The sequence below is a fragment of the Candidatus Kaiserbacteria bacterium genome, assembly GCA_017134395.1.
Taxonomy (GTDB): domain Bacteria; phylum Patescibacteriota; class Minisyncoccia; order Phycocordibacterales; family UBA2100; genus UBA2100.
Genome location: CP070993.1, coordinates 475,071 through 497,086, shown reverse-complemented (window position 1 = coordinate 497,086; position 22,016 = coordinate 475,071). Strand labels below are relative to the sequence as shown.

The 22,016-nt window shown below is 42.4% G+C and carries 20 protein-coding genes and 1 tRNA gene; 12 read left to right on the top strand and 9 right to left on the bottom strand.

Annotated features, from left to right (window positions below):
• Positions 1-33 precede the first annotated feature (33 nt).
• Positions 34-1,251 carry a tyrosine--tRNA ligase gene (locus JXR01_02605; protein QSH39174.1) on the top strand — a complete coding sequence of 406 codons (1,218 nt, stop codon included), beginning with the start codon at positions 34-36 and terminating at the stop codon, positions 1,249-1,251.
• A gap of 45 nt (positions 1,252-1,296) precedes the next feature.
• Here JXR01_02605 and JXR01_02600 read toward each other — a convergent pair whose 3' ends face one another.
• From JXR01_02600 to JXR01_02585, 4 genes are all read right to left on the bottom strand, one after another.
• Positions 1,297-1,506 carry a hypothetical protein gene (locus tag JXR01_02600; protein ID QSH39173.1) on the bottom strand — a complete coding sequence of 70 codons (210 nt, stop codon included), beginning with the start codon at positions 1,504-1,506 and terminating at the stop codon, positions 1,297-1,299.
• Positions 1,507-1,672: 166 nt separating this feature from the next.
• Entirely contained in the window at positions 1,673-2,146 is a 474-nt protein-coding gene (gene ruvC, locus JXR01_02595) for a crossover junction endodeoxyribonuclease RuvC (protein ID QSH39172.1), read from the bottom strand.
• A gap of 33 nt (positions 2,147-2,179) precedes the next feature.
• Positions 2,180-2,716, bottom strand: a complete 537-nt coding sequence (locus JXR01_02590) for a YebC/PmpR family DNA-binding transcriptional regulator (protein ID QSH39171.1) — start codon at positions 2,714-2,716, stop codon at positions 2,180-2,182.
• 285 nt (positions 2,717-3,001) lie between these two features.
• Positions 3,002-3,433 carry a hypothetical protein gene (locus JXR01_02585; protein QSH39170.1) on the bottom strand — a complete coding sequence of 144 codons (432 nt, stop codon included), beginning with the start codon at positions 3,431-3,433 and terminating at the stop codon, positions 3,002-3,004.
• Between the two features lie 142 nt (positions 3,434-3,575).
• On the opposite strand from JXR01_02585, the gene JXR01_02580 reads away from it, so the two are divergent.
• Together JXR01_02580 and JXR01_02575 are read left to right on the top strand one after the other, a co-directional pair.
• Entirely contained in the window at positions 3,576-4,103 is a 528-nt protein-coding gene (locus JXR01_02580) for an RNA polymerase sigma factor (GenBank protein ID QSH39169.1), read from the top strand.
• A gap of 2 nt (positions 4,104-4,105) precedes the next feature.
• Positions 4,106-5,128 (top strand): hypothetical protein, encoded by a 1,023-nt coding sequence (locus tag JXR01_02575; GenBank protein QSH39168.1) that lies wholly within the window; start codon positions 4,106-4,108, stop codon positions 5,126-5,128.
• A 64-nt stretch (positions 5,129-5,192) separates the two neighbouring features.
• Here the strand turns inward: JXR01_02575 and JXR01_02570 are convergent, their stop codons facing one another.
• Positions 5,193-5,474 carry a hypothetical protein gene (locus JXR01_02570; protein QSH39167.1) on the bottom strand — a complete coding sequence of 94 codons (282 nt, stop codon included), beginning with the start codon at positions 5,472-5,474 and terminating at the stop codon, positions 5,193-5,195.
• 206 nt (positions 5,475-5,680) lie between these two features.
• Here JXR01_02570 and JXR01_02565 point away from each other — a divergent pair, with 206 nt between their 5' ends.
• On the top strand, positions 5,681-7,453 hold the full coding sequence (locus tag JXR01_02565) for a hypothetical protein (GenBank protein ID QSH39166.1): 1,773 nt from the start codon (positions 5,681-5,683) through the stop codon (positions 7,451-7,453).
• Here JXR01_02565 and ruvB read toward each other — a convergent pair.
• Both ruvB and JXR01_02555 read right to left on the bottom strand, forming a co-directional pair.
• Positions 7,450-8,478 carry a Holliday junction branch migration DNA helicase RuvB gene (gene ruvB, locus JXR01_02560; protein QSH39165.1) on the bottom strand — a complete coding sequence of 343 codons (1,029 nt, stop codon included), beginning with the start codon at positions 8,476-8,478 and terminating at the stop codon, positions 7,450-7,452. The two genes, JXR01_02565 and ruvB, sit on opposite strands and share 4 nt — an antisense overlap.
• A gap of 554 nt (positions 8,479-9,032) precedes the next feature.
• Positions 9,033-10,736, bottom strand: coding sequence for a type II/IV secretion system protein (locus JXR01_02555; protein ID QSH39164.1), 1,704 nt, complete (start codon positions 10,734-10,736; stop codon positions 9,033-9,035).
• 118 nt (positions 10,737-10,854) lie between these two features.
• Between JXR01_02555 and tsaE the strand changes: the two genes are divergently transcribed.
• The 7 genes from tsaE (at position 10,855) to JXR01_02520 (ending at position 20,067) form a co-directional block, all read left to right on the top strand.
• Complete coding sequence (tsaE, locus tag JXR01_02550) at positions 10,855-11,292, top strand: tRNA (adenosine(37)-N6)-threonylcarbamoyltransferase complex ATPase subunit type 1 TsaE (protein ID QSH39163.1); 438 nt, start codon at positions 10,855-10,857, stop codon at positions 11,290-11,292.
• Positions 11,252-13,657: a hypothetical protein gene (locus tag JXR01_02545; GenBank protein ID QSH39162.1), complete on the top strand. Its 2,406-nt coding sequence runs from the start codon at positions 11,252-11,254 to the stop codon at positions 13,655-13,657. The genes tsaE and JXR01_02545 overlap by 41 nt, the downstream gene beginning before the upstream one ends.
• A gap of 1 nt (position 13,658) precedes the next feature.
• The gene (locus tag JXR01_02540) at positions 13,659-14,378 is read left to right on the top strand and encodes a hypothetical protein (protein QSH39161.1); all 720 of its coding nucleotides are present in this window, start codon (positions 13,659-13,661) and stop codon (positions 14,376-14,378) included.
• A 160-nt stretch (positions 14,379-14,538) separates the two neighbouring features.
• Positions 14,539-15,387 carry a hypothetical protein gene (locus JXR01_02535; GenBank protein ID QSH39160.1) on the top strand — a complete coding sequence of 283 codons (849 nt, stop codon included), beginning with the start codon at positions 14,539-14,541 and terminating at the stop codon, positions 15,385-15,387.
• Between the two features lie 11 nt (positions 15,388-15,398).
• Complete coding sequence (locus JXR01_02530) at positions 15,399-16,415, top strand: hypothetical protein (protein ID QSH39159.1); 1,017 nt, start codon at positions 15,399-15,401, stop codon at positions 16,413-16,415.
• Between the two features lie 59 nt (positions 16,416-16,474).
• Complete coding sequence (locus tag JXR01_02525; protein ID QSH39158.1) at positions 16,475-18,037, top strand: hypothetical protein; 1,563 nt, start codon at positions 16,475-16,477, stop codon at positions 18,035-18,037.
• 32 nt (positions 18,038-18,069) lie between these two features.
• Positions 18,070-20,067 (top strand): hypothetical protein, encoded by a 1,998-nt coding sequence (locus JXR01_02520; protein QSH39157.1) that lies wholly within the window; start codon positions 18,070-18,072, stop codon positions 20,065-20,067.
• A 441-nt stretch (positions 20,068-20,508) separates the two neighbouring features.
• Here the strand turns inward: JXR01_02520 and JXR01_02515 are convergent.
• A tRNA-Lys gene (locus JXR01_02515) sits at positions 20,509-20,581 on the bottom strand.
• 61 nt (positions 20,582-20,642) lie between these two features.
• Between JXR01_02515 and JXR01_02510 the strand changes: the two genes are divergently transcribed.
• A complete protein-coding gene (locus JXR01_02510) occupies positions 20,643-21,113 on the top strand; it encodes a TrmH family RNA methyltransferase (GenBank protein QSH39156.1) in 471 nt (156 codons plus the stop codon).
• On the opposite strand, the gene JXR01_02505 is transcribed toward JXR01_02510, so the two are convergent.
• The gene (locus JXR01_02505; GenBank protein QSH39155.1) at positions 21,103-22,014 is read right to left on the bottom strand and encodes a hypothetical protein; all 912 of its coding nucleotides are present in this window, start codon (positions 22,012-22,014) and stop codon (positions 21,103-21,105) included. The two genes, JXR01_02510 and JXR01_02505, sit on opposite strands and share 11 nt — an antisense overlap.
• Positions 22,015-22,016: the final 2 nt, after the last annotated feature.

Below are 22,016 nucleotides of genomic sequence, written 5' to 3'. Positions count from 1 at the left end.
CATGAAACAGTGATTTGGTGTAGTATTTAACCCATGTTTTCAAACTTTTTTAAAAGCACGGCTGTTAGTACAGACGAAGCAAAGATAGAAGAATTACTCACTCGTGGCGTTGCTGAAGTTATTCAGTACGATTCTCTTAAAAAGAAGCTGCTCTCAGGACGACAGCTACGTATTAAGTTAGGAATAGATCCAACAAGCCCCAATCTTCATTTAGGGCGAGCAGTACCACTACTTAAACTCCGAGATTTTCAAAAACTTGGACATCAAGTTGTGTTGGTAATTGGTGACGGAACTGGTGTAGTTGGAGATACTTCTGATAAAGAAAGTGAGCGCCCAATGCTCACAAGGGAATTGGTATTAGAAAATATGAGTACCTACTTCGAGCAGGCTAGCGCAATACTCGACATGAGGAAGGTAGAGAAACGCCGCAACTCTGAATGGTTACACAAACTTACCTATGAAGAAATTGGTATGCACGCCGACCAATTTTCCGTTGCAGATTTCATAGCACGCGACAATATCAAGAAGCGTCTTGACGCAGGGAAGCGTGTATCGCTTCGCGAAATGTTGTATCCACTTATGCAGGGCTACGACAGTGTTGCACTTAAAGCCGATGTTGAATTAGGTGGTACCGACCAGCGATTCAACTTACTTGCAGGAAGAACACTACAAGAACACTTTGGACAAGAACGACAAGACATTATTATGAATCCTTTAATTGAAGGAACTGACGGACGCAAGATGAGTTCAAGTTGGGGCAATACAATCAACCTTACTGAATCTCCGGCGGAAATGTATGCAAAAGTGATGCGTGTGAATGACGAAGTCATGCCAGTGTATTTCACGAACCTAACGCGACTACCTATGGCTGAGGTTACCGAAATCACAGAAGGTCTAACTGCGAAAACAGTGAACTTGCGAGATACTAAGATGCGTCTTGCGCATGCAATTGTGAGTCTCTTTCATAGCGATAAAGAAGCAGTTACCGCTCAAGAGGTATTCATCTCGACTTTTCAAAAAGGAGGTATACCAGAAAATGTACAAAGCACTTCAATAAAAAAAGGAGACGTTCTTGTAGACGTGTTCCTTGAAGCAGGTGTTGTGGAATCTAAAACTGACTTTAAACGTTTAGTGGAAGCTGGGGCTATCACCAACAAGACAACTAATACAAAAATCGACAACACAGCTGCCATTGCCACTTCAGGAATATATAAAATAGGAAAACACAGGTTCTTGGAAATTAAGGTATAAAACAAACGCCTCAGTGACTGAGGCGTTTGTTCATTTTGGCGCTAATTAGAGCCGCGGCTCGTCGTCTGAGAAAGGAATCTCGGGAGCTTCGTTATCATCTTCATCATCCTCCCACAAACTCTCGTCGTCGTCTTCACTACCAGTTTCTCCGTTTTCTAAAGGAATTTCCTCTTCCTCGACATCTTCCTCGTCTTCTTCATCAAACGCATCGTCAAATGCCTCTGACAAATCGTTGTTTTCTTCATCCAACATCATAGTGTGTATAACAAAATATTTTACTAATACTCCGTCACTTTTGTACCAAATATAAAACCTTTTTCAATAGGGAATAAGTTGTGGATAACTACCATTAGAATGTGGAAAGCGAGTGAATAACTAAGCTCTAAGCGGGAATAACTTTAAAATAAGAGAGGACAACTAGTTATTTTCTGTGGATAGCACTGTGTGTAAGTGCTACTGCAATAGCATCGTACTCATCATCTAAGCGAATTTCCTTGTTGATATCTATTAGGTTATGAATCATTGAAGCTACCGCTTTTTTATCTGCACGCCCACTTCCACCCACTGCGGACTTTATTTGAGGAGGTGTGTACTCAAATGTTTCTAAGTTCAGTGACTTTCCTACATATAATAAAACCCCACGAACAGCCGCAACATCCATTGCAGTTTTTTGGTTGGTGTTAAAGAAAACGTTCTCTAGTGCGAGTTGTTTTGGTGAATATTCTGAAACAAGTGCCTCTATACGTTCGCCGACTTTGTGCAGGCGCTGGTGAAAGGGAAGTGCTGCATCTGTCTGAAAGCACTCGCTATGAACTAGAATTTCTTTTCCAGTGTCTTTTTCAATAATTGCTATCCCGAGGCGTTCATAACCTGGGTCTATACCGATTATTCTCATACACACATTGTACACGAACAAAAAACGCTGCGATTATGCAGCGTTTGTGTAAACGTCTTGGACGTCTTCTTGTTCATCAAGAGCCTCCATGAGAGCTTCAAGTTTTTCACCATCTTCGTCTGAAATTTCAACAGTGCTGTTTGCTTCGTATCCTCCTTCGGCTTGCTTTGTGAAGGCCCATGCGGCGCTTCCTGGAGTTGCGAGTTCGTACCCACCCAGTTTTGAAAGTAAGTGGCGAATTTCTGCTGCCGTGCGGTTTCGGTTGTCAGTAAGAATATCAATAAGTACTGCAGTTCCACCTGGTCCGTACATCTCGTACAAGATAGATTCCAATGCCGCAGTTTCTTCAGAAGATCCCTTTGCAACTGCACGATCTATATTGTCCTTTGGCATACTTACTCCCTTTGCTGATTCTATTGCAGCGCGCAATCCAGGTGACGTTATGTCGCCATTTGCTTTTTTCGACTCTATGGCTATGAGTTTTGCCATTTTGCCGAATACCTTACTCTTTGCAGCATCAGTAGCCGCTTTTTTGTGCTTTATTTTTGACCATTTATTGTGTCCTGACATAGTATGGTGATTTTACAATATTACGAGATAGTTTGAAAGAAATTCACACCTTGTACAATCAGCAGGACACAAACAACGCAGCACTATACCGTAAATAAAAAAGCAGCAACAGGAAGCACCACCCCTATTTCCTCTTTTTCAACCCCCTTCTCTCCTCTTTTGATTTACAATGCTGAATTTTAGCGATTAATCGCTAAAAACTACAAATACAAATCAGGTAGCAAATTATAGGTTTAGAGAAGTGTGTAGTCACTGTGCAGTGCTAGTTGTGCGGGGTTAGTGTTATTATCCACCCGCTTTCCACGCATGCATGTCTCGCTGTACCTTAGCGCGCACACGCTTATTTGCTACACCAGGAAAACCAAGTGTCACCATTGTTTCCAAAATATGTAGGAAACTTGCACGCGCTTTCTTCTTTTTAAATATGCTCGTTATGTAGTCAAATTTCCCTTGCTGCATTTGCGTTTCAATACGAATAACCGTAGATGTACTGACTTTAAATAGCTGACTAATTTCGTATGCCGAGTATTCATTGAGCAGTGCACCTATGATGCCAACTCGCTTCGCGAGCATAATCCGCTCTGTTTTGGAGAGAAGCTCAAAAAGCAATTTCGAAAAGCCAGTTGCGCTTGTATTTGCAACGAACAGATCAGCGAGCTCTTTAAACAATTTTTCTTGGACGGGACTAGCGACTTTGTTTTTGGAAATATGAACCATGTATAAAATATTAGCGATTAATCGCTAATATGTAAAGAAAAGAAGGATCTGAAAGACTATTCTTGGCCAAGTGTATTCTTTGTTTAAGATTTAAATATGAAAGAAAGGCGCATCTGGTGCGTCTTTGATACTATACACACCAATGGACGTGGAAAAAGCATTCACACAAGCATATGAAGAGCATTCAGATGGGCTATTTAGGCACTGCTCTTTCCGTGTGTCGAATCGCGAGAGAGCTCTCGAGCTCACACAAGAAACGTTTATGAAAACGTGGGATGCAGCTTCAAACGGTAAAGAAATACAAAACTATAAAGCGTTTTTGTTTCGCGTGCTCAACAATCTCATAATTGACGAGTACCGAAAGAAAAAAAGTTCTTCACTTGATGCACTTCTCGAACAAGAGGGAGTAACAGAGGGAAATTTTGAGGGATTGCAAACGGGAAGTTTAGAAGAAGAAATTGAGAAATTAGAGATAGGACTCCAATCGCAAGAGCTTGCTCGTGCCCTTACGCAGTTACCAGACAGTTATCGGAGTGTTGTCGTTATGCGTTTTATGGATGGATTGCAACCAAAAGAGATTGCTGAAGTTTTGAACGAGAATGAGAATACAGTATCGGTGCGAATAAACCGCGGCATCAAAAAGTTACAGGAATATATGGTTACACAATAAGTATGAAAAAATTTCAAGACACAATGAAAGATATCGGAGCACATGTGCACATGAGTGCGCAGGAGAAAGATGCTATGCGCGAGAAGATATTTGAATATATGGAATATACACCTGTTGTGCAAAAAGAAGTTCCCGCTGCTCCTATTACTAAAGGCTACTTCTTTTTTAGTCAGTTCAATACAGCATTTGCGGTACTGCTATTATTAGTTGTTTCTGGTGTTGGCGTTTCGTTTACTGCACCCAATGCTGTCCCGGGAGACGTACTGTTTGGTGTCAAGACAGCTGGCGAAGAAATAAAACTAGCGACAATTAGCGATGAGAAAGAGCGCGCTCTTTATGCGGTAGATAGAACATATAAACGTTTTGCTGAGCAGACAAGACTTGTAGAGAGTGGTAGTGGTGCCAACATGGCGTATGTAGATGAGAGTATCGTAAAAGCAGAAGAAGAACTCGATACATTAAGCAAAACAGACCCCGTGCAGGCTCAAGCTATCCGCGTTGCTTTTGCTATTGGTAAAGAGATACGTGAGGAAAGTACATTAGCATTCAGTGGCGCAGACTTTAGTATGGATTCAGAACCTCAAGCTGCTTCTCTCGCGATGGAGGCACCAGAGATGATGTTTGTAGATAACACGCAAACAGCTGTTTCGGCGGGAAGTGAAATGATGGCACGTACGGTTGTTCAAGAGAGTGCAATTAGTACAGTTGAAGTATTGCTTAAGGCACCTAAATCAACACTCACACTAGAGGTGCTAGAAGCGCTTATAGGCATTATGGAAAGTAGAGTAGCAGAACTTGTAAACATCGATACATTCACTCAAGAACGTGTCGTAGAATTACAGCAGCAATTAGAAAATGCTATGCAGGAAGGTGACCTTGTATACGCTGAACGTCTTGTGTACGACATTCTGTATATTATTGAACGCGCAGCAGCCGGTCTTGATATCGTGTTTCCAATAGAAGAGGAGCCAGTAGAGGAATTTGACCCGAGTACTATAGAAGTACGCGAACTACCAAACAACTAAAATAAATAAAAAGAGAGGGAAGAGCACGAAGCACTTCCCTCCCAGTGTGTTATTTGCTACCAATTTATTCGGAGTTTGAAGTCCGGTTTTGTACTTGCGAAAATTGTCCGTGAGCTTCGAGCTGTTGAATGAAATCCACATTGGTGATTTTTTGCCCCAAAACGAGAACCGCCGTAGTGGTATCGTCAGGACAATAGAGGCGACCTTTATGGAGTTCAGAAACAATGCACTTAGACTCATCACCATCAATTACTATCTGGTAATAAGTCCACTTACGATTTTCCGCATTGGCAGGGGCAGCGAGGGCTGCCAACACAAAGATAGCAAGAACTGAAATTTTGAACATAACAGCCTCCCTTTCTCCCCTAGTGACAGGGGTCTATATACGCAAATTTTGTGTACATTAACCTCTGTGCTATTGACATATTGCAATAGCTGTTCTGTATTACAACTCTATACATTTTTTCAAACAAAGTCAATGATAAAGACCGTATCCACATTTTAGTCGTTTTTGTCCATTTACTTAGATAATCACGCTATATTGTATATATAATGAAAGCAAATTTTGTGACAGCAGGACTACTTGTAATGCTGGTGGCAAGCATTTTACTTTTTTCAGATATTGGACAGACAATTAGTGCTGACCGAAATATTCATGTTGCTACCGCCATAGAATCTACAGAAGATGGCGAGTGTTCCGATCCTAAATCAAATACAGAAAAATGTAATAATAAATACGTAACGAACTATATAATCAATGGCGTACCTCCTGAGGTTGTTTCGTGCAAGTTAAGTCCTGAATTTGTAGCACAGATATGTGAAGGACGCGCAGACTGTCAATCATACATTGATGCAACAATAGTTGAACCGCTTACTAATAGCAATTCGGGTGCCACAGCACCAGCTATTTGTGATAATGGGGCAGACTACCAATATCGTGGCGCTGTAGCATGTTTTGAAGGAACATACGCAAGTAATAACACTCAAGTTGCGGCACCTATAGCGGCTATAGAAAATTGGCAGTGTTGCCGTAAGGACGATCCGGTATGCAGTGCACGTATTGCGTTTTCTGGGACCATCGAGGCCGCTGCAGTACGTCGTGAAGTTACTACACCAGTTAGAACTGAGCAATCAGTCACTAGTGTTGGAGGAGGGGATGTTGTTGGAGGAGGGGATGCTTTTGAACTTACTCCAGCTAATGGAAATAGTATTCAACCCAGAACCAATTTCGATGATGCACTAATAAGTAGTTCAGAGTCCCCAAGGAATAGCATAAGTCGCCTTGATTCTTTTGAATTATCTCCAGAGTTTTCAAACAATATTGGTGGAAGTAAAACAATCGTATCCGGGGCGGTTCCAGGTCTTCAGGGAGGTCTTTCAGATATTAGTATCGCAGCTATGAACACTGACTACTCAATGCGTTTTGCATCACTCGGTACTCCTCAAATATCTGGTGCAGGAGCAGAACCTATCGCAACTAGTGAAGGGGTTACTGGAGACGATGCTTCCCCATACAAAAGTTTACAACCTAGCCCAAGTGATACCGTGCAACCCAGTAGTCCAGTACAGCAATTTGCGTGGGGAACTGGCCTTATCGATAGCTTGGCGAATTTCGTAAGAGGACGAACAATTGTTAATACTGTGAGGACTGAAATACCCGACACAGAGGTAGTAAGTACGATTCCGACACCAGAAATACCCGAGACAGGAGAAGAATTTAGGAATATAAAAGAAATCGCGAGCGATATTGCTTCGCAAAAACAAGCGGAAAACACACTGTCACGAGTGGATCATTTTGCACAAACGTTAACGTTAGTCGGAGGTCCAAACGAGGTAAGTACAGAAAATAAATCATTCGGCCGCATTCAAGATTTGATTATTGAAGATGAGGCGATCCGTTCCTTACGGCTCGCAGAAGAAGAAGGGAAACGGGCTAAGAATTCAACATACTGCAGGGCATTTGAAACGAGTGAGGATTGTTTAGAGAGAAGGGAGGAGCGCGCGAAAATAGTTGAGCGTCAAGTGTTTGTTGCTGAGCTAGAAAAGAGAGTGTTGCCAGAAAACGCAGTTCTCCATTTTCTTGCAGTGTACGATGGATGGGTGCGACCAACTCCAGCGCCAGCAACTCACGCAACGTCTACACTCGGTGTATTGCACGGTCAAGATGGAACAGTCTTGGAAGATTATGAAGTAACAACAGACGGAAAGAGCCTTGTTTCAAGAATTATTGATAGCATCGCAGATGCTGCTTCTAGTGCAGTTGAGACACTAACAAACCTCATAACAGGAACTGATACGACATTTGAAGACGAAGTCTCTAATTAAGCTTTTTCTTGCAGTCGCTTCGGTACTTCAAGGCCAATATGTTCGTAGGCTAACGCAGTTGCGATGCGCCCACGTGGAGTTCTGTCGAGTAAGCCAAGTTGAATAAGGTATGGTTCGTATACTTCTTCGATAGTACTCTCTTCTTCCGAAGTTGCAGCGGCAAGCGTTTTTAATCCAACTGGGCCTCCATTGAATTTGTTTATAATTATATTCAAAATTTCTTTATCATTTCGGTTGAGTCCGAGATCATCAACATCCAATAACTCCAGTGCTTCTTGAGCTGACTTTTTGTCGAGTTTATTCTTGTGCACTTGTGCAAAGTCGCGGCAACGTTTGAGTAGAAAGTTTGCCGTACGTGGTGTGAAACGGCTTCTTTTTGCTATTTCGTCTAATGCGTCTTCTTCGATAGTGACACCGAGTATCTTTGCCGAACGTTTCAGAATATCTTTTATCTCCTCAGTGTCGTAATACTCAAGACGGAACGTTCCACCTGAAAAACGGCTACGCAAGGGGCTTGAAATGCCCGACACTTGTGTCGTTGCAGCTATTAATGTAAACGCAGGAAGTTCAAGTTGTATTGTGCGTGCTGAGGGCCCCTTTCCAATGATGATATCGAGCACACCTGATTCCATTGCAGGGTAGAGGACCTCTTCAATATTCTTGTTGAGGCGGTGTATTTCATCGATGAACAAGATATCTTTCTCGCCTAAGTTGGTAAGTATGGATGCTAAGTCACCAACTCGCTCAATGGCAGGACCAGACGTAATTCGAATTTGTGAACCGGATTCGTGGGCGATAAGGTGAGCAAGCGTTGTTTTCCCCAAACCGGGAGGACCATAAAAAAGAATGTGTTCAGGAGGTTGTTCTCTCTCTGACGCTGCTCGAAGGAGGATTGCGAGGTTGTCTTTTATACGTTTTTGGCCAACATATTCGTCCCATTTGTTGGGACGCAGTGTTTTATCAAGGAAGACATCAGCAGTATCTTCTGCCGTTTCATCTTGTGTGTCGTCGATTGGGGTTGACATACAATTTTAATGTGTTAATATAGTTTCAACGTTCATTACTGCACATTTTCGGAGACAAAATTCTCTAAGCGATGAGACTCCTGGTCAATAAGAGACCTTTCAAGGACGAAATGGTCTTGAGCCTTATGGGTGCGTCCCTATTCGAAAATAGGAGAGGTTTTCATATGGCTCAAGGTGCTGATTCTATCCTTAGTTAGGCACTCACCTTTGCTTTATTGCAAAGAATCGTTTAGAGAATTTTTTCCCCGACGAGATTAGAACACCCTTTGGGGTGTTTTTTTCGTCTGCATCTACCATAGCAGCGGGGAAGAGATTTGGAAAGTTGACTACTTAGAAGCAGCGTGTCGTTGCATGACGCATTCTTATACATACAGCGAAAGCGCAGCTTGGGCGGCTGCGCTTTTCACTTGCTTGCTTACGCAAGCTCACACACTAACTCCTATATAAAATATAAAGGAGTGCGCTGTGCATCGAAGTATCCTTCGGTGCACAACACTATAATGTAGTATACGATTTTTACGGAAAAATAGATTAGCTATCCACAGTGGTCACACTTAACCCTGTCCAAAATCCTTCATTGCCATAAGGTCAGCGTCTTCTATATCTATAATACGAGCTAGTTCATCAAGTGACGTTACCCCTTGGAGTACTTTTACTGCACCATCTTCTGCCATTCGCCTAATTTGCTGTGGGCGCGCCGCACGCCATATTTCAATTTCACTCGGGTTAGCGCGAACAGCTGCCTCCACCGCTTCGTCCATTCTGATTGCTTCAAGAATAGCGAGCCGTCCAGTGTAGCCAGTTCCATTACACGTATCACAACCTACCGCTTCCCACATAACATCTTTATTCTCTGGAAGTTCATCTGGACGGGGGATATTGTGTAGGAGTTTATTCATACTTTCTCGAGCGGCTCCAGTAATAGGAACACTCTTCTTACAATCCTCACATAAACGTCGAGCAAGACGCTGTGCCATTGTGAGGTTCACTGCACTTCCAAGAATTTCAGGTCGTACCTTTATATCAATTAAACGAGGAAATGTTCCTGCAGCATTGTTTGTGTGCAGAGTTGAGAATACCAAGTGTCCCGTTAACGCGGCATGCACTGCAGTTGCGGCAACTTCAGGATCGCGAATCTCTCCAACCATAATGATGTCGGGGTCTTGCCGCAAGATACTACGGAGCCCATCAGCAAATGTGTAGTCTTTGCTAATTTGTGTCTGAACAATTCCCGGTAAGTGATATTCGACAGGGTTTTCAAGTGTAATCACTTTAATTCCAGGTTTACTCACTGCTTTAAGAAATGCGTATAGCGTGGTTGTTTTACCAGAACCAGTTGGTCCAGTGTTTAGAATCATTCCATTTGGTTTCTTTATTTCATCTAAAAACAGCTGCATAAGAAAATCGTCCATACCCAGACTCTCAAGTGGGAGACCAATAGTTGATGGGTCAAGCAACCGCATAACCACAGTTTCTCCGTAGTTCCCTGGAATCATAGATGTTCGTATTTCCATTTCTCCATCACCAACTTTTACACTAAAACGACCATCTTGAGCAGAGCTTTTGGCATTGAGCTTGAGGCCAGAAAGAAGTTTTATACGAGACAAGAGTAGCTTGTACGTTTCGTGGTCGAATTCTAAAATTTCAGTAAGCAGTCCATCTAATCGAAAACGAACACGAATGAACTCTTCTTCTGGTTCAATGTGCACGTCGGACGCATGTAATGCTAATCCACCACCAAGAAGTACTTCAAGCACACGAGATACACGGTGGGATTTTGAACTTGCAAAACTAGCGTCTACATTTTTACGGACATCTTCGATACTTTTTAACTCATTTTTAATCCGCTCGATTTCTTCAGAAGAAATGTTTAGAACGCCGCCCTCGCTTGCCGATGCATGAGAAATATCTTTGTAATGGTCCCATGCGTGCGTAAGTGAGGCAGACGAAACCATAAATAATCGTGTCTGGTAGCCTAGTCGCTCTATTGTTTGGATTGCCTCAAGAGAGTCTGCCCTCCCTGGTGCACGCATTGCAATAAAAACCTTCTTACCGATTTTCCGAAAAGGCGCTATTTCTACCTTTCGAGCAGTTGGCTCATCGATTAGCTTTAGAGCGTCGGTGTCGATAGACACACGGGTCAGGTCAACGTATTCAACGCCATATTTTTGAGAGAGAGTCTGAGCTAATGACTCTTCTTCTTGTTCGTAGAGCTCGGCTACCTTCTCTTTTTGATCTTTTTCATCAAATTGAACCATAAATATACTTCTATTTTATCACGTACACTAAAAAGAGCCTGTGTGCTTATGCGTATATGAAATAAGACCGTGATACAGACAAGGCGACCACCTTTTTTCTTTAGTGTACAATGCGCCTATGGCAGACTATGTATTGAGTGATTTCGAGAAAAGTGCTCGCGAATATGCGTTGAAATTGAAAGCACATAAGAGTGGAGCCTATGTTGTAGCGCTTCATGGGGATCTTGGCGCTGGGAAAACTACCTTCGCACAAACACTTGCTCGTACTCTTGGGGTTACTGGTGAAATAGTCAGCCCTACATTTGTGATACAAAAAAATTATCCGTTAGAGGACCAAGCTTTTTCTCAGTTGATACATGTAGATGCGTACCGCCTTGAAGAAGAGAGGGAAATGGAAGTCCTTGGATGGAATGACATAATTATAGACCCATCTAATCTTATTCTTGTTGAGTGGCCAGAAAAGATAGAAGGACTACTTCCACAAAACACTGAGCATATATACTTAGAATACATTAATGATACAACACGTAGCATTTCTTATGACAAAGAAGCCTAATAAACGACTCATACTACTTGATGCGCATGCGATTATTCATCGTGCATATCACGCATTGCCTGATTTCTCATCGAGTAAAGGGGAGCCAACTGGTGCTCTGTACGGTCTGGCGACGATGCTAATGAAAATAATTCAAGAATTGAATCCAGACTACATCACTGCGTGTTTCGACTTACCAAAACCAACTATTCGTCATGAAGTGTTTGCGGAATATAAAGCAGGAAGAAAAAAAACTGATGACGAACTGGCAAGGCAGTTGCAAAGAAGTCGAGATGTATTCGAAGCATTTGGTATTCCAATTTATGATGCGGAAGGATTCGAGGCCGATGATGTGTTAGGAACTATTGTTGAGCAATTGAAAAAGAAGCCTATTGATATAGTCATCGCGTCAGGCGATATGGACACGCTTCAGTTAATAGATAAAGGAAAGGTAACTGTATACACCTTGCGCAAAGGAATACAGGACACAATTTTATACGATGAAGATGCGGTACAGAGCCGCTTTGGATTTCACTCGGATTTGTTACCTGACTACAAAGGTCTACGCGGCGACCCGTCAGATAATATCCCAGGGATACGTGGCGTTGGGGAGAAGACAGCTACAACGTTAATTATTGAGTTTGGAACACTAGAGAATCTCTATACAGTACTCGAGAAAAGTGAAGATAAATTTATAGCGCTTGGCATAAAAGCGCGAATGATTGGTTTATTAAAAGAGGGAAAAGACGAAGCGTTCTTTTCTAAGATGCTTGCAACTATTAGGCGGGACGCTCCTATAAAATTTGAGATTCCGGAAGACGTATGGCTCAACACAGTACAAAAAGAAAAAGTACTCGAACTATTCTCAGAACTTGAATTCCGCGCATTGAGCGACAGGGTAAAAAAGGTGCTTAATGGAGGTAATGGGGTTGAGTACGATGAAGAAGAGGAAGAAAAGAAAGAGACCGAAGAAATTAACCCAGAAGAACTTGCGCGAGCAGCACTCGCACTGTGGATTGTCCGCTCAGACATTACCAATCCCACACTGGAAGATGTTATGCAGTTTGTACCAAACGGAACGTTCAAAGAAGCATATGATGCAATTTTTAAAACGTTAAAAGAAAGAAAGTTATATACAGTCTATACAGATATTGAAGAGCCACTCATCCAAGTTCTTACGCACATGAACGAAAATGGGATTGCATTAGACGTGGCGTATTTAAAAAAGCTTTCTAAGGAATACCATACAGAGCTTTCGAAGCTAGAAAAAAAGATATACAAACACGCAGGGGTCACTTTCAATATCAATTCTCCCAAGCAAATGGGCGAAATTCTGTTTGATACCTTAGAATTGAAGCCGAAAAACCAAAAAAGAACGTCAACAGGACAACGTAGTACGAAAGAGTCTGAACTCGAAAAACTACGAGGAGAGCATCCAATAATTGAAGACGTATTTGCATATCGCGAACTTCAAAAATTGCTTTCAACATACATTGATACGCTCCCAACGCTTGTTGGTGAAGATGGTCGTCTACACGCCGAATTCTTACAAGCCGGCACAACGACAGGGCGAATGGCGAGCCAGAATCCAAACCTACAAAACATACCGATAAAAACGGAATACGGAAGACGTATCCGCAATGGATTTATTGCTGAGAAAGGGTACGAGTTAGTAGCACTTGATTATTCTCAAATTGAACTGCGCATTGCCGCAATTTTATCTCAAGATGAGAAACTTCTCGAAGTATTTAAAAGCGGAGGAGATATTCATGCAGCAGTTGCAGCCGAAGTGTTTGATGTTCAGCCACAAGATGTTGATAAAGAAATGAGACGACGTGCTAAAGTCATCAACTTCGGTATTCTCTATGGAATGGGAGTAAACGCACTACGCGCAAATCTTGGTGGCGACACTACGCAAAAAGAAGCACGTGCGTTTTACGATACATACTTTGAAAAATACGCAGGTCTTGCAAAATGGATTGACCATACAAAAGCAGACGCATCACGACTTGGATACACAGAAACACTATTTGGACGGAGACGATATTTTGAGGGTATTACTTCAAGCTTACCGCACGTGCGGGCTGCTGCTGAGCGGATGGCGATAAATGCACCGATTCAAGGCACGCAAGCTGACGTGGTAAAGATTGCAATGATACGCATTCATGAATATCTAACCAAAAATAATTTCTTAGATTCTGCACGACTTGTTCTACAGGTGCACGATGAACTCATATACGAAATGAAGAAAAAAGACAGTATTAAAATAACGAAACACATAGAAGAACTAATGGAAAATATACTAACTCCAGATCAAACTCACGGAGTACCGTTACTCGTTGACGTTTCTCACGGTGATAATTGGGGTGAAATGAAGGGAATGTAATATGTTGTACGTTTACTACGGTAAAGATGTAGATGCGGCGAGGGCAAAAGTTCAGGCGACTGTTGCGAGCATGCTCGCTAAAAGTCCAGACGCACTTTACTTTCGTATAACAGTGGACGATGTACATGGCTATAATTTTGATGAATTAACTGGTAGTCAGGCTCTGTTCAAGAATGAATACGTCGTTGTTCTCGACACGCTCTTTAGTACCAAAGAAGGAGAAGAGATTGTATTGCAAAATCTTGAGAAAATCGCAGAAGCTCCACACCCATTTTTTGTATTAGATGCAGCTTTGACTGCCCCCATTAAAAAGAAGCTCGAGAAACATGCGGTAAAAACCCATGAGTTTAAAGAAACAGTTCCTACAAAAAAGCCAACTTTTAACACATTCTCACTTACTGACGCACTTGGTGAGAGAAATGTTAAGAAACTATGGAGTTTATTTCGAGAGGCAAAAAATAGCGGTGTAAGTGATGAGGAAATTCATGGAATTTTATTTTGGATGTTGAAAAGCCTCGTGCTTGCGTCAAGTGCAAAAACTCCAGATGAAGTTGGTATGAAGCCATACCCGTTTACTAAAGCAAAGAGCTCCCTGAAAAATTTTTCTTCGGTTGAAGTAGTGGAAGGGCATCTGAAAGCGTTAGCTTTATTACCACAGCACGCACGTAGAAACGGAGTTGCCTTAGAAATTGAGCTCGAGCGGTTTATTCTCACGTTGTAGCAAAAGAGTCATATATTCTATAATTTCCTTTTTTCTAAAATATATCAGTTAACTGATATATTTTAGAAGGAAAGTAACGGTGTCTTGGTGTGCACAAGGCGAATTGCGACAATGGTGTACGTCCCGTATCATTGAAAATACTAAGGCCGATTTTGCACCTATGAATATTCCTCATACTCAAATAAAAGCGCTTGCATTACTCTTTGTTTTTGTGGTCGCTTTCTCTTTCTCTGAATACAAGAATTTAGAAACTGTTTCTTCTGGAGGGCAACAGCAAACAGCAGGCGCGTTTGATTCCATCGCATCATTTCTTGGCATCCAAACAGGAAGTAACACAAATTCGAATACAAACGTAACTGGTGATTATGTAAATGATGCTGATGCATACTTTTCTAATATAAGTGACGACCCATTTAATTCAGCGTCAACTCAGACTAATATCAATACGCCATCTGCAAATGTCGGAATCCAATCAGGTCAGACAACACAAACAAATCAAGTTGGCACAGGGCCACTCGCTACGCGTGGAGTAACCCTCATTTGTATACCGCCTATCATTGGGGTCTCGGAAGAAACAATCATCATGTGGGCATGTCGTGATGGAGCGTACACTACGGTAAGTGAGAATTTTGATAGTGTTGGTGAGACAATCGGTACAGTACGGGTTCAACCTACTGAGGATACAACCTACACGATAGAATGTGTAAATGATTTGGTTGACGTAGCTGATACAACCGCAAGTTGTGTAGTGAATGTTGCAGAACCAGTACTGACGTTCTCTGCTGATTCATTGTCTATTGATCGTGGCGACTCAATCGTGCTCAGTTGGACAACGACAGATGTTAACTCATGCTTGTTAACATCAGATACACACCTAGGGTTCACGCGCCGGGGAATAGAGGGGCAAGTAAAAACACCAGCAATTCTACGGGATACTATTTTTAGACTCACATGCGAATCTGAAAGCGGACTTTTGCAAGAGGAGGAATTAGAGATAGATCCAAGGTAATATACAGGTATATGGAATCTTTACTACGTACACACAAAATGAACTTAACATTGTCATTTATTGCGTTGCTCGTTTTTGGTTACTTCTTTGTAGGAGTTTCATTTACTAATGCACAATCGGCATGTCCACAATCATCTTTTGGTGTATATATAAATCATGAAGTCTGCCAACCTGCAGGACCGCCACCTAAGGGTAGAGATGGTCTATTTATTTGCTGGGCAACAGGGATAACGGGAGGTGCTGTCAACGGAGTGTGTACTGCTGGTTGTTGCCAAGTGTCTACATATACACCAGCTCCTACCGGTATCTTCGGCGGAAGCTTAGGAGGAGGTTTCATCGAAGGCGTAGCACAGGGAATTGTCGTACAAACAGCGGTGGGGTTTATTAACAATCTCATCAGTGGGGGGATAGGAACTGACTCATACTCGGGTTCAGGTGGCACACAATACGATTACATTGACGATGTAAGCACATTTTTAGACGTCACTGATGACTACGGAGCTAACAATAATGACAACGGATTTAATTTAGATTTTGGTGACGATAATTCGGATGACTCTAGCAACACAGATTCAATCTTTACAATCCTTGACAGAGAAAATCCAACAACAAATACAACAGGTGGCGCCTCGCCAGCAACGAACAACACAAGAAATACACAAACAGGTGATTCTGTAACCACCTCATACCAATCTTTAGATGGTGGTTCAAGTAACTCCAGCGGGGGAAATACAGAATTTGGACAAGAGCTTCTTGATAATTTAGATGACCCAGCGTACACATCTGGCCTTTCATTAGCTGAGCTGGAACGAGCAGCAGAAGAAGCACGTCGACGCGAAGCACTACTTAACGAGCAAAATGCAGGTACTGGTGATATTGGAGACTACCGAAGCTCAAATGTCTCTCAGTCTGGAACAGATGCCGATTTGCTCGCTGAAGGCTATTACGATAGCTTAGGAACAGAAGAAGAACGGCTCGCATGGTGGAGGCGCATACTTATGCTCATTGCAGATACCCTCGGTTTGTAAAACTGCTTTAGTCACACAGGAAAATAGATTTTTAACCTCACACACGGTACTATCAAGCTATGATTTGGTCCTTTCGTGCTTTCTCTACATTCTTAATTTTGGTTGTTGTAGTGTTTTTTAGTTTTGTACAGAGTGCACAAGCAATTGTTGCAGTCCCTGATTTGCGGTTTGGACAGCAAGGGTGTGAAATTATTGACGCTAACTGGAAAGAATACGGGGAGAATATACGTGGAGCTAACACTAAAGTGTCAGATGTTGTTCTAAACGCATGTGAGGCAATTGGCGGAAGAAATCAGTGTACTTTTACGAGTGGTTGTCGCTACAATGAAGGGGATATAAATCAAAACAATCCTGAATGTACTTACAACACCGGAGTAAGTAATAGTCAGCATCGTCACAATAATGCAATTGACCTGAAGGTCACTGAAGGAAAAGAAAAAGAATTCATCACTTTTGCAATATGTGGTTTACGAAAAGTAAATAATTGCGAAGGGGGAATTGGTTATTACAAGAGTAAATCTATACATGTAGATGTTCGCACAGGACGGACATCTATATGGTCTACAGGATATAAGAGAACCAACATTTCAGGAAACGTGCGCGACCCAGAAGCCCGGGAGATACTGTATAGCTTTGGTGATGGAGAGTGCGTAACTGGCAGTATTAGTGGAGATTACACAGAAGAAAAAGAGTATGGACCGGTAGAAGAATACACACCACCAGCAGAGTATTCGGACGAATTCAAAGAAATAATACTGACACCGCGAACAAGTGAATACACACCAAAAAACTATTTTGAAGAGCTGTATCAACCTATCTCAAATATACCGAGTATATCATTTCCAAATCTTTTCCAGCCAATTGGCGGTGGATCCACGTTCAATACTCCTGATGCGACCAGTCAAGTATTCTCTGATGGGTTGGTATACATTGACTCCGAACAGGCAGACGATACTAAGCCTACTGGCGGTGGGTCACTTTTAGATTTTCTTACTAACCCTAAAAAACAAACCGAAGATGATTCTCAAAGTGTTTTAACTTTCGATACACCTGCAAATCAACCGTCAGAAAACAATGAAGTTGTCTGTGAAGGTTCTGGTTTTTTGGGCACCAATTTTTTCAAAACATGTGAGCCTCAACAAGAGGAAACGCAAGCAAACACTACAGCAGGAGGAAATAATTCAGTTGTTTCAAATCTCGTGCACAATATAACAAAATTGACCAACGGAAGTGATTCAAATACTGCTGATAACACAACACAATCTGGAGCGGAGAGCGAAATTCAAAAAACTATCGCCAGCGACAACTCATTTGATGGATTTTATGCAACACATATACCAAACGATGGCACAACGAGTGTGCAACAAGCACCGAGCGTGCAGGCTGATAATAGTGATTACGGACAGTTTGTTGTAGGAGGACGAGAAACGATTGCTCCAGAAAGAGTTTCTTCTACACCTGGAAAGACTGTCCGTTTTGCTGAACAGAGTGTTTTGTACGGTTCATATTACGGAGTCGTGCATACTATATCTCCATTACTTATTGGAAGCACTCCACGTTCATTGTTGCGGATGACTGATGGAAATGACTTTACTCGTGTGCATAACCTATTTTCAATCTAGTGTCTTTGCGGATACCATGTAACAAGCTATTTATGGGTACTGAAACAAAAAAAGATATTACACGACTCGCGTTTGCCGCACTTTTAATAGTTGGTTTAGGTGTTTCAGGCACCTTTTTACAGACTCCCGTTAGTGGGGGAAATACCGCTGCGGCAAATGATGCATCGGAATGGATAAATCCTGACACCGGAACCGTGGGTGCGCCACAGCAAGCCCAAACGCAAACAGAAACAACACAATGGACGAATCCAGATGCTCGTCGTGGTGGTCAAAATATTCCGTTCGGAACAGGTACAAACACACGAGAGGTTGAGGTAGAAAATGAGAATACGCCCACAACATCACGAGTTTCTGTTGCAACTGATTTGTTAACACAGGCGCTACAAACTTGTGATGCTGATGGGACGGGGAATTGTAAGAACAGATGTTCTACCTCATTTGTTACACCATCAATAGATGGTTTTCGTGTTACTGATTGTTACGCATCAAATGTTCCCAATGCCCCAGTTAGGGCTGTTTTGAAACTACAGCAATGTATTGAACGTGAGACAGGGGAAACTATTCCCGGGAATGCTGATATTGCGGAAGTAAAACAAGGGACTACAGAAAATACCGTTCGATTTGTTGAGAGCCCGATGAAGCAAGCACTCTGTATTGCAGATTTACCAAAATTGTTTTTAAGGACTTGTGAAAGCGGTAGTTGTCCTATCGAGAATACTGTGCTGGACCCAGATTCAGAGACGCAAGATGGAAAAACAGTGTTTGCTGTACCAGAGGTGTGTGAACCAGAGCTTGATGCAATAGTCAAATTACGCAATCTTAGCACCGCACATTCAAACGCTACTGCGGCCGAAGCTCTTGTATGTGCGCACAAAGGTCCAGTGGTATGTTATCCAAACGATTTCAGTGACACTACAAAAGGATATACCTGTGTTCCTAAAGATCCAAAATTACGCACCGGCGTCTCAGGAATTTCAGGAGCCCCGGGCACTAGTGGATCTCGCTGTAGTGGAACATTTACTCAGCGTATGGAGTGTGAGATACGAGGTGTGACCTCACGAACTTCACAGGCGTGGACATCAGTCGGAATTGCGATAGGGCAAGGTATTGGAGGCGCGTTTACTCGTTGGAACAGTTCGAACAGGAGTAGTAGCAATAGATCTGGTAGTAGTGCGCAAGGATGTTCAGCCGGATACGTTAAAGCTGTTGTGGATGGGCGGACAGTATGTAAAAAAGAGGGGACTGCCGTGCCACAGTGTTTGTTAGATGCAAGTAAGAAGGAGATTCTGTCTGGCGAAACGGTCGTTATTCGATGGCGTACTGCAAGTTCAGAAACAGTCAGTATTAGTGGCATAGGAGCTGATTTGCCTAAGAGTAGCGAGACGACAATACGACCTGCTGAAACCACAACGTATGAATTGACCGCAACAGGAAGTGGAGATGACAACATAAAGATGTGCGAAGTGACGGTTGTTGTTGAAGGCAGTGACGCACTTGGTCCAACAGGTTCTTCGCCACCACAGCTCTCATGTGTACCGAATACAATTCGCAAGGATCGCCCGAGTACTCTTAAATGGGCATGTACGACAGCAGCCACAAGCAGCCAAGGTATTGGTATCGATACAGAAGGAAAGGTTTCTGGCGAAGTGACGGTTACCCCGGACCATAATGAAGAATACGCAGTACAGTGTCTCGATGAAGACGGTATAGAGATAGGAAGGAATACGTGTGCGGTAACTGTGGGAGAACCACAATACGATATTGTGGTAGAACCTGAGGAAGCTGAGCGTGGCGATAGGGTGCGAGTTGCGTGGTCTAGTTTGTTTATGAAGAGTTGTAAGGTTACTGGTCCGCGAGGGTTTGGATACACAAACCCACAAGGCGTGGTGATAACCGAACCGTTTAGTTTTGATAAAGAAAGTGTTCCAGACAGACAAATACGTGCTGCCATTTACACACTCGAATGTGAGTCAGAGTTCGGTACGCAAGCTACCAAAGATGTGACGGTAGAGTTTAAGCCCGAAGACTAAAGAGGCAAAGAAAAGGATCACTGGCCAAGCGATCCTTTCCGAGCCGCTTCTTAGCCAACCTTCCTCCCATAGTACGATTGGCCAAGAGGTCTCTGTTTTTAGAGTAACAAATTAGATTGTTTGTCACCACACATTTATTAGGTGGGTTTTATATTTGTCGCCACCCATCACTATGTAAATTTCATTCAATTCATTATGTCGTCACAAGTCACTAAGTAAAATTATTCGTACTCTCCAATTTTACTAAGTGCTTTATATGTCGCGTCAGGTTTCTAAATTCACTACGTTCATTAAGAACCTCCTGCCCGGACTCACCCGTTTCGCTCAGGGAAAATCGCAAAACATGGTTCCGTCTCGGACAAACGCCGCAAGCAAAGCAGTTTGCTTGCTAAAAATATAAGCACTTCCTATTCACGGGAAGTGCTTATATTTTTACGTTTGTCCGCCCGGTAGGACTCGAACCTACGACATTCGGCTTAAAAGGCCGCTGCTCTACCAACTGAGCTACGGGCGGGAATGGTGCAAAATATAGCATACATACACTATTTTTACAGTCTTATTGTATAGTATGCAGCATGAATGAGGTTATTGTAATATTGCACAACATACGGAGTACTCACAATGTGGGTTCTATCTTTCGAACAGCTGATGCAGCAGGCGTCACTAAAATGTATCTTACCGGATACACACCTAAGCCAATTGATCGTTTTGGTCGTCCCCAAAAAGATATCGCCAAGACCGCTCTTGGTGGACAAGAGTATGTACGATGGGAATCGGGAGACATTAACAACGTATTAAAAGATTTGAAGAAAGAAGGCTTTAGTATTATATCGATAGAGCAAGATGAGCGATCTATTGTTTTAAACGACTTCAAGACATTGCCCAAGATGGCACTGATACTTGGTAACGAAGTACGAGGGGTGTCGAAGCAGTTGCGCGATAAGAGCGATTACATAGTTGAGATACCAATGCATGGAAAGAAGGAGTCACTGAACGTAAGTGTGACTGCAGGTATTGTTTTGTTTTCACTTAGTACTAATACGTAATAACATCAACAGTTCGATGTTTTTCATCGAGCAAACGCACTATTTCGTAATTCTCTCGCCACAGTGCTTTGTCCTCATTTAAAAATATTCGCCATTCGTTTTTTTCGTAAAAATCAGCATCACCAGCGTGCGTGTTGATGCAGTAGTTATAGGTAAGAAGCGGTTTGATAAAGTCTTTACATGCCTGTGAGACATCCAAAATTTCTTTGAGATCACTGGTGACATACGTACAGCTTCCTATTCGTTCAACAAATGAGACACATGAAGCACCGTAGTCTTTTATGTTCTGTGCAGTAGGTAACAGAATTTCTTGTGGGTTAATACACGCGGTACGAATAGGGGGGTCAAAATCTTGAGTGTCATTTAGAAATCCAGAGCAGCGATTAACGCGAAACGAAACACCGACAGGCGATTGACTTGTTGATATAATTGCTCGTTCGCCTGGTGCTAGATAGATATCCTGTACCTCATTTACTTCTCCAAGAATGTACAGAGGGGCTCCCTGTGGTAGCCCTATCCATTCGTCGCTTACCATGCTTTGAAGCGACCAATTACTGATGTTTACTGGCTGCACGTTTGTTTCAAGCGCACGAATAATGATGTATTCATCATTCACGTCCGAAACACTTATATGCGCAGTATTTTCTTCTATTTCTACAAGTCCTTGTGCCGGAGAGAATTCACCAAGTTCTTCAAGACTTACTTGTGCTACTCGATTAGTATCTTGGAAGGAGATACTTTGCATAATGTCACTTGGAAAAGGAAAGAAAAAGTCAGCTCCAAAGAAGCTGCTTTCACTTTTGGTATTTGTTGTGAGTGCATTCTTGACTGATTGAAACGTGAACCAGACAAAAAGTAAAATCAAAATAGCTCCGCCAATAACAAAAATTTTCTTTAACATAC

Coding starts and splice junctions, on each gene's coding strand:
- ruvB (QSH39165.1), bottom strand. CDS start 8,478: ATGTCAACCCCAATCGACGACACACAAGATGAAACGGCAGAAGATACT.
- JXR01_02565 (QSH39166.1), top strand. CDS start 5,681: ATGAAAGCAAATTTTGTGACAGCAGGACTACTTGTAATGCTGGTGGCA.
- JXR01_02540 (QSH39161.1), top strand. CDS start 13,659: ATGTTGTACGTTTACTACGGTAAAGATGTAGATGCGGCGAGGGCAAAA.
- JXR01_02580 (QSH39169.1), top strand. CDS start 3,576: ATGGACGTGGAAAAAGCATTCACACAAGCATATGAAGAGCATTCAGAT.
- tsaE (QSH39163.1), top strand. CDS start 10,855: ATGGCAGACTATGTATTGAGTGATTTCGAGAAAAGTGCTCGCGAATAT.
- JXR01_02555 (QSH39164.1), bottom strand. CDS start 10,736: ATGGTTCAATTTGATGAAAAAGATCAAAAAGAGAAGGTAGCCGAGCTC.
- JXR01_02545 (QSH39162.1), top strand. CDS start 11,252: ATGATACAACACGTAGCATTTCTTATGACAAAGAAGCCTAATAAACGA.
- JXR01_02530 (QSH39159.1), top strand. CDS start 15,399: ATGGAATCTTTACTACGTACACACAAAATGAACTTAACATTGTCATTT.
- JXR01_02535 (QSH39160.1), top strand. CDS start 14,539: ATGAATATTCCTCATACTCAAATAAAAGCGCTTGCATTACTCTTTGTT.
- JXR01_02505 (QSH39155.1), bottom strand. CDS start 22,014: ATGTTAAAGAAAATTTTTGTTATTGGCGGAGCTATTTTGATTTTACTT.
- JXR01_02520 (QSH39157.1), top strand. CDS start 18,070: ATGGGTACTGAAACAAAAAAAGATATTACACGACTCGCGTTTGCCGCA.
- JXR01_02600 (QSH39173.1), bottom strand. CDS start 1,506: ATGATGTTGGATGAAGAAAACAACGATTTGTCAGAGGCATTTGACGAT.
- JXR01_02575 (QSH39168.1), top strand. CDS start 4,106: ATGAAAAAATTTCAAGACACAATGAAAGATATCGGAGCACATGTGCAC.
- JXR01_02525 (QSH39158.1), top strand. CDS start 16,475: ATGATTTGGTCCTTTCGTGCTTTCTCTACATTCTTAATTTTGGTTGTT.
- JXR01_02570 (QSH39167.1), bottom strand. CDS start 5,474: ATGTTCAAAATTTCAGTTCTTGCTATCTTTGTGTTGGCAGCCCTCGCT.
- ruvC (QSH39172.1), bottom strand. CDS start 2,146: ATGAGAATAATCGGTATAGACCCAGGTTATGAACGCCTCGGGATAGCA.
- JXR01_02585 (QSH39170.1), bottom strand. CDS start 3,433: ATGGTTCATATTTCCAAAAACAAAGTCGCTAGTCCCGTCCAAGAAAAA.
- JXR01_02605 (QSH39174.1), top strand. CDS start 34: ATGTTTTCAAACTTTTTTAAAAGCACGGCTGTTAGTACAGACGAAGCA.
- JXR01_02590 (QSH39171.1), bottom strand. CDS start 2,716: ATGTCAGGACACAATAAATGGTCAAAAATAAAGCACAAAAAAGCGGCT.
- JXR01_02510 (QSH39156.1), top strand. CDS start 20,643: ATGAATGAGGTTATTGTAATATTGCACAACATACGGAGTACTCACAAT.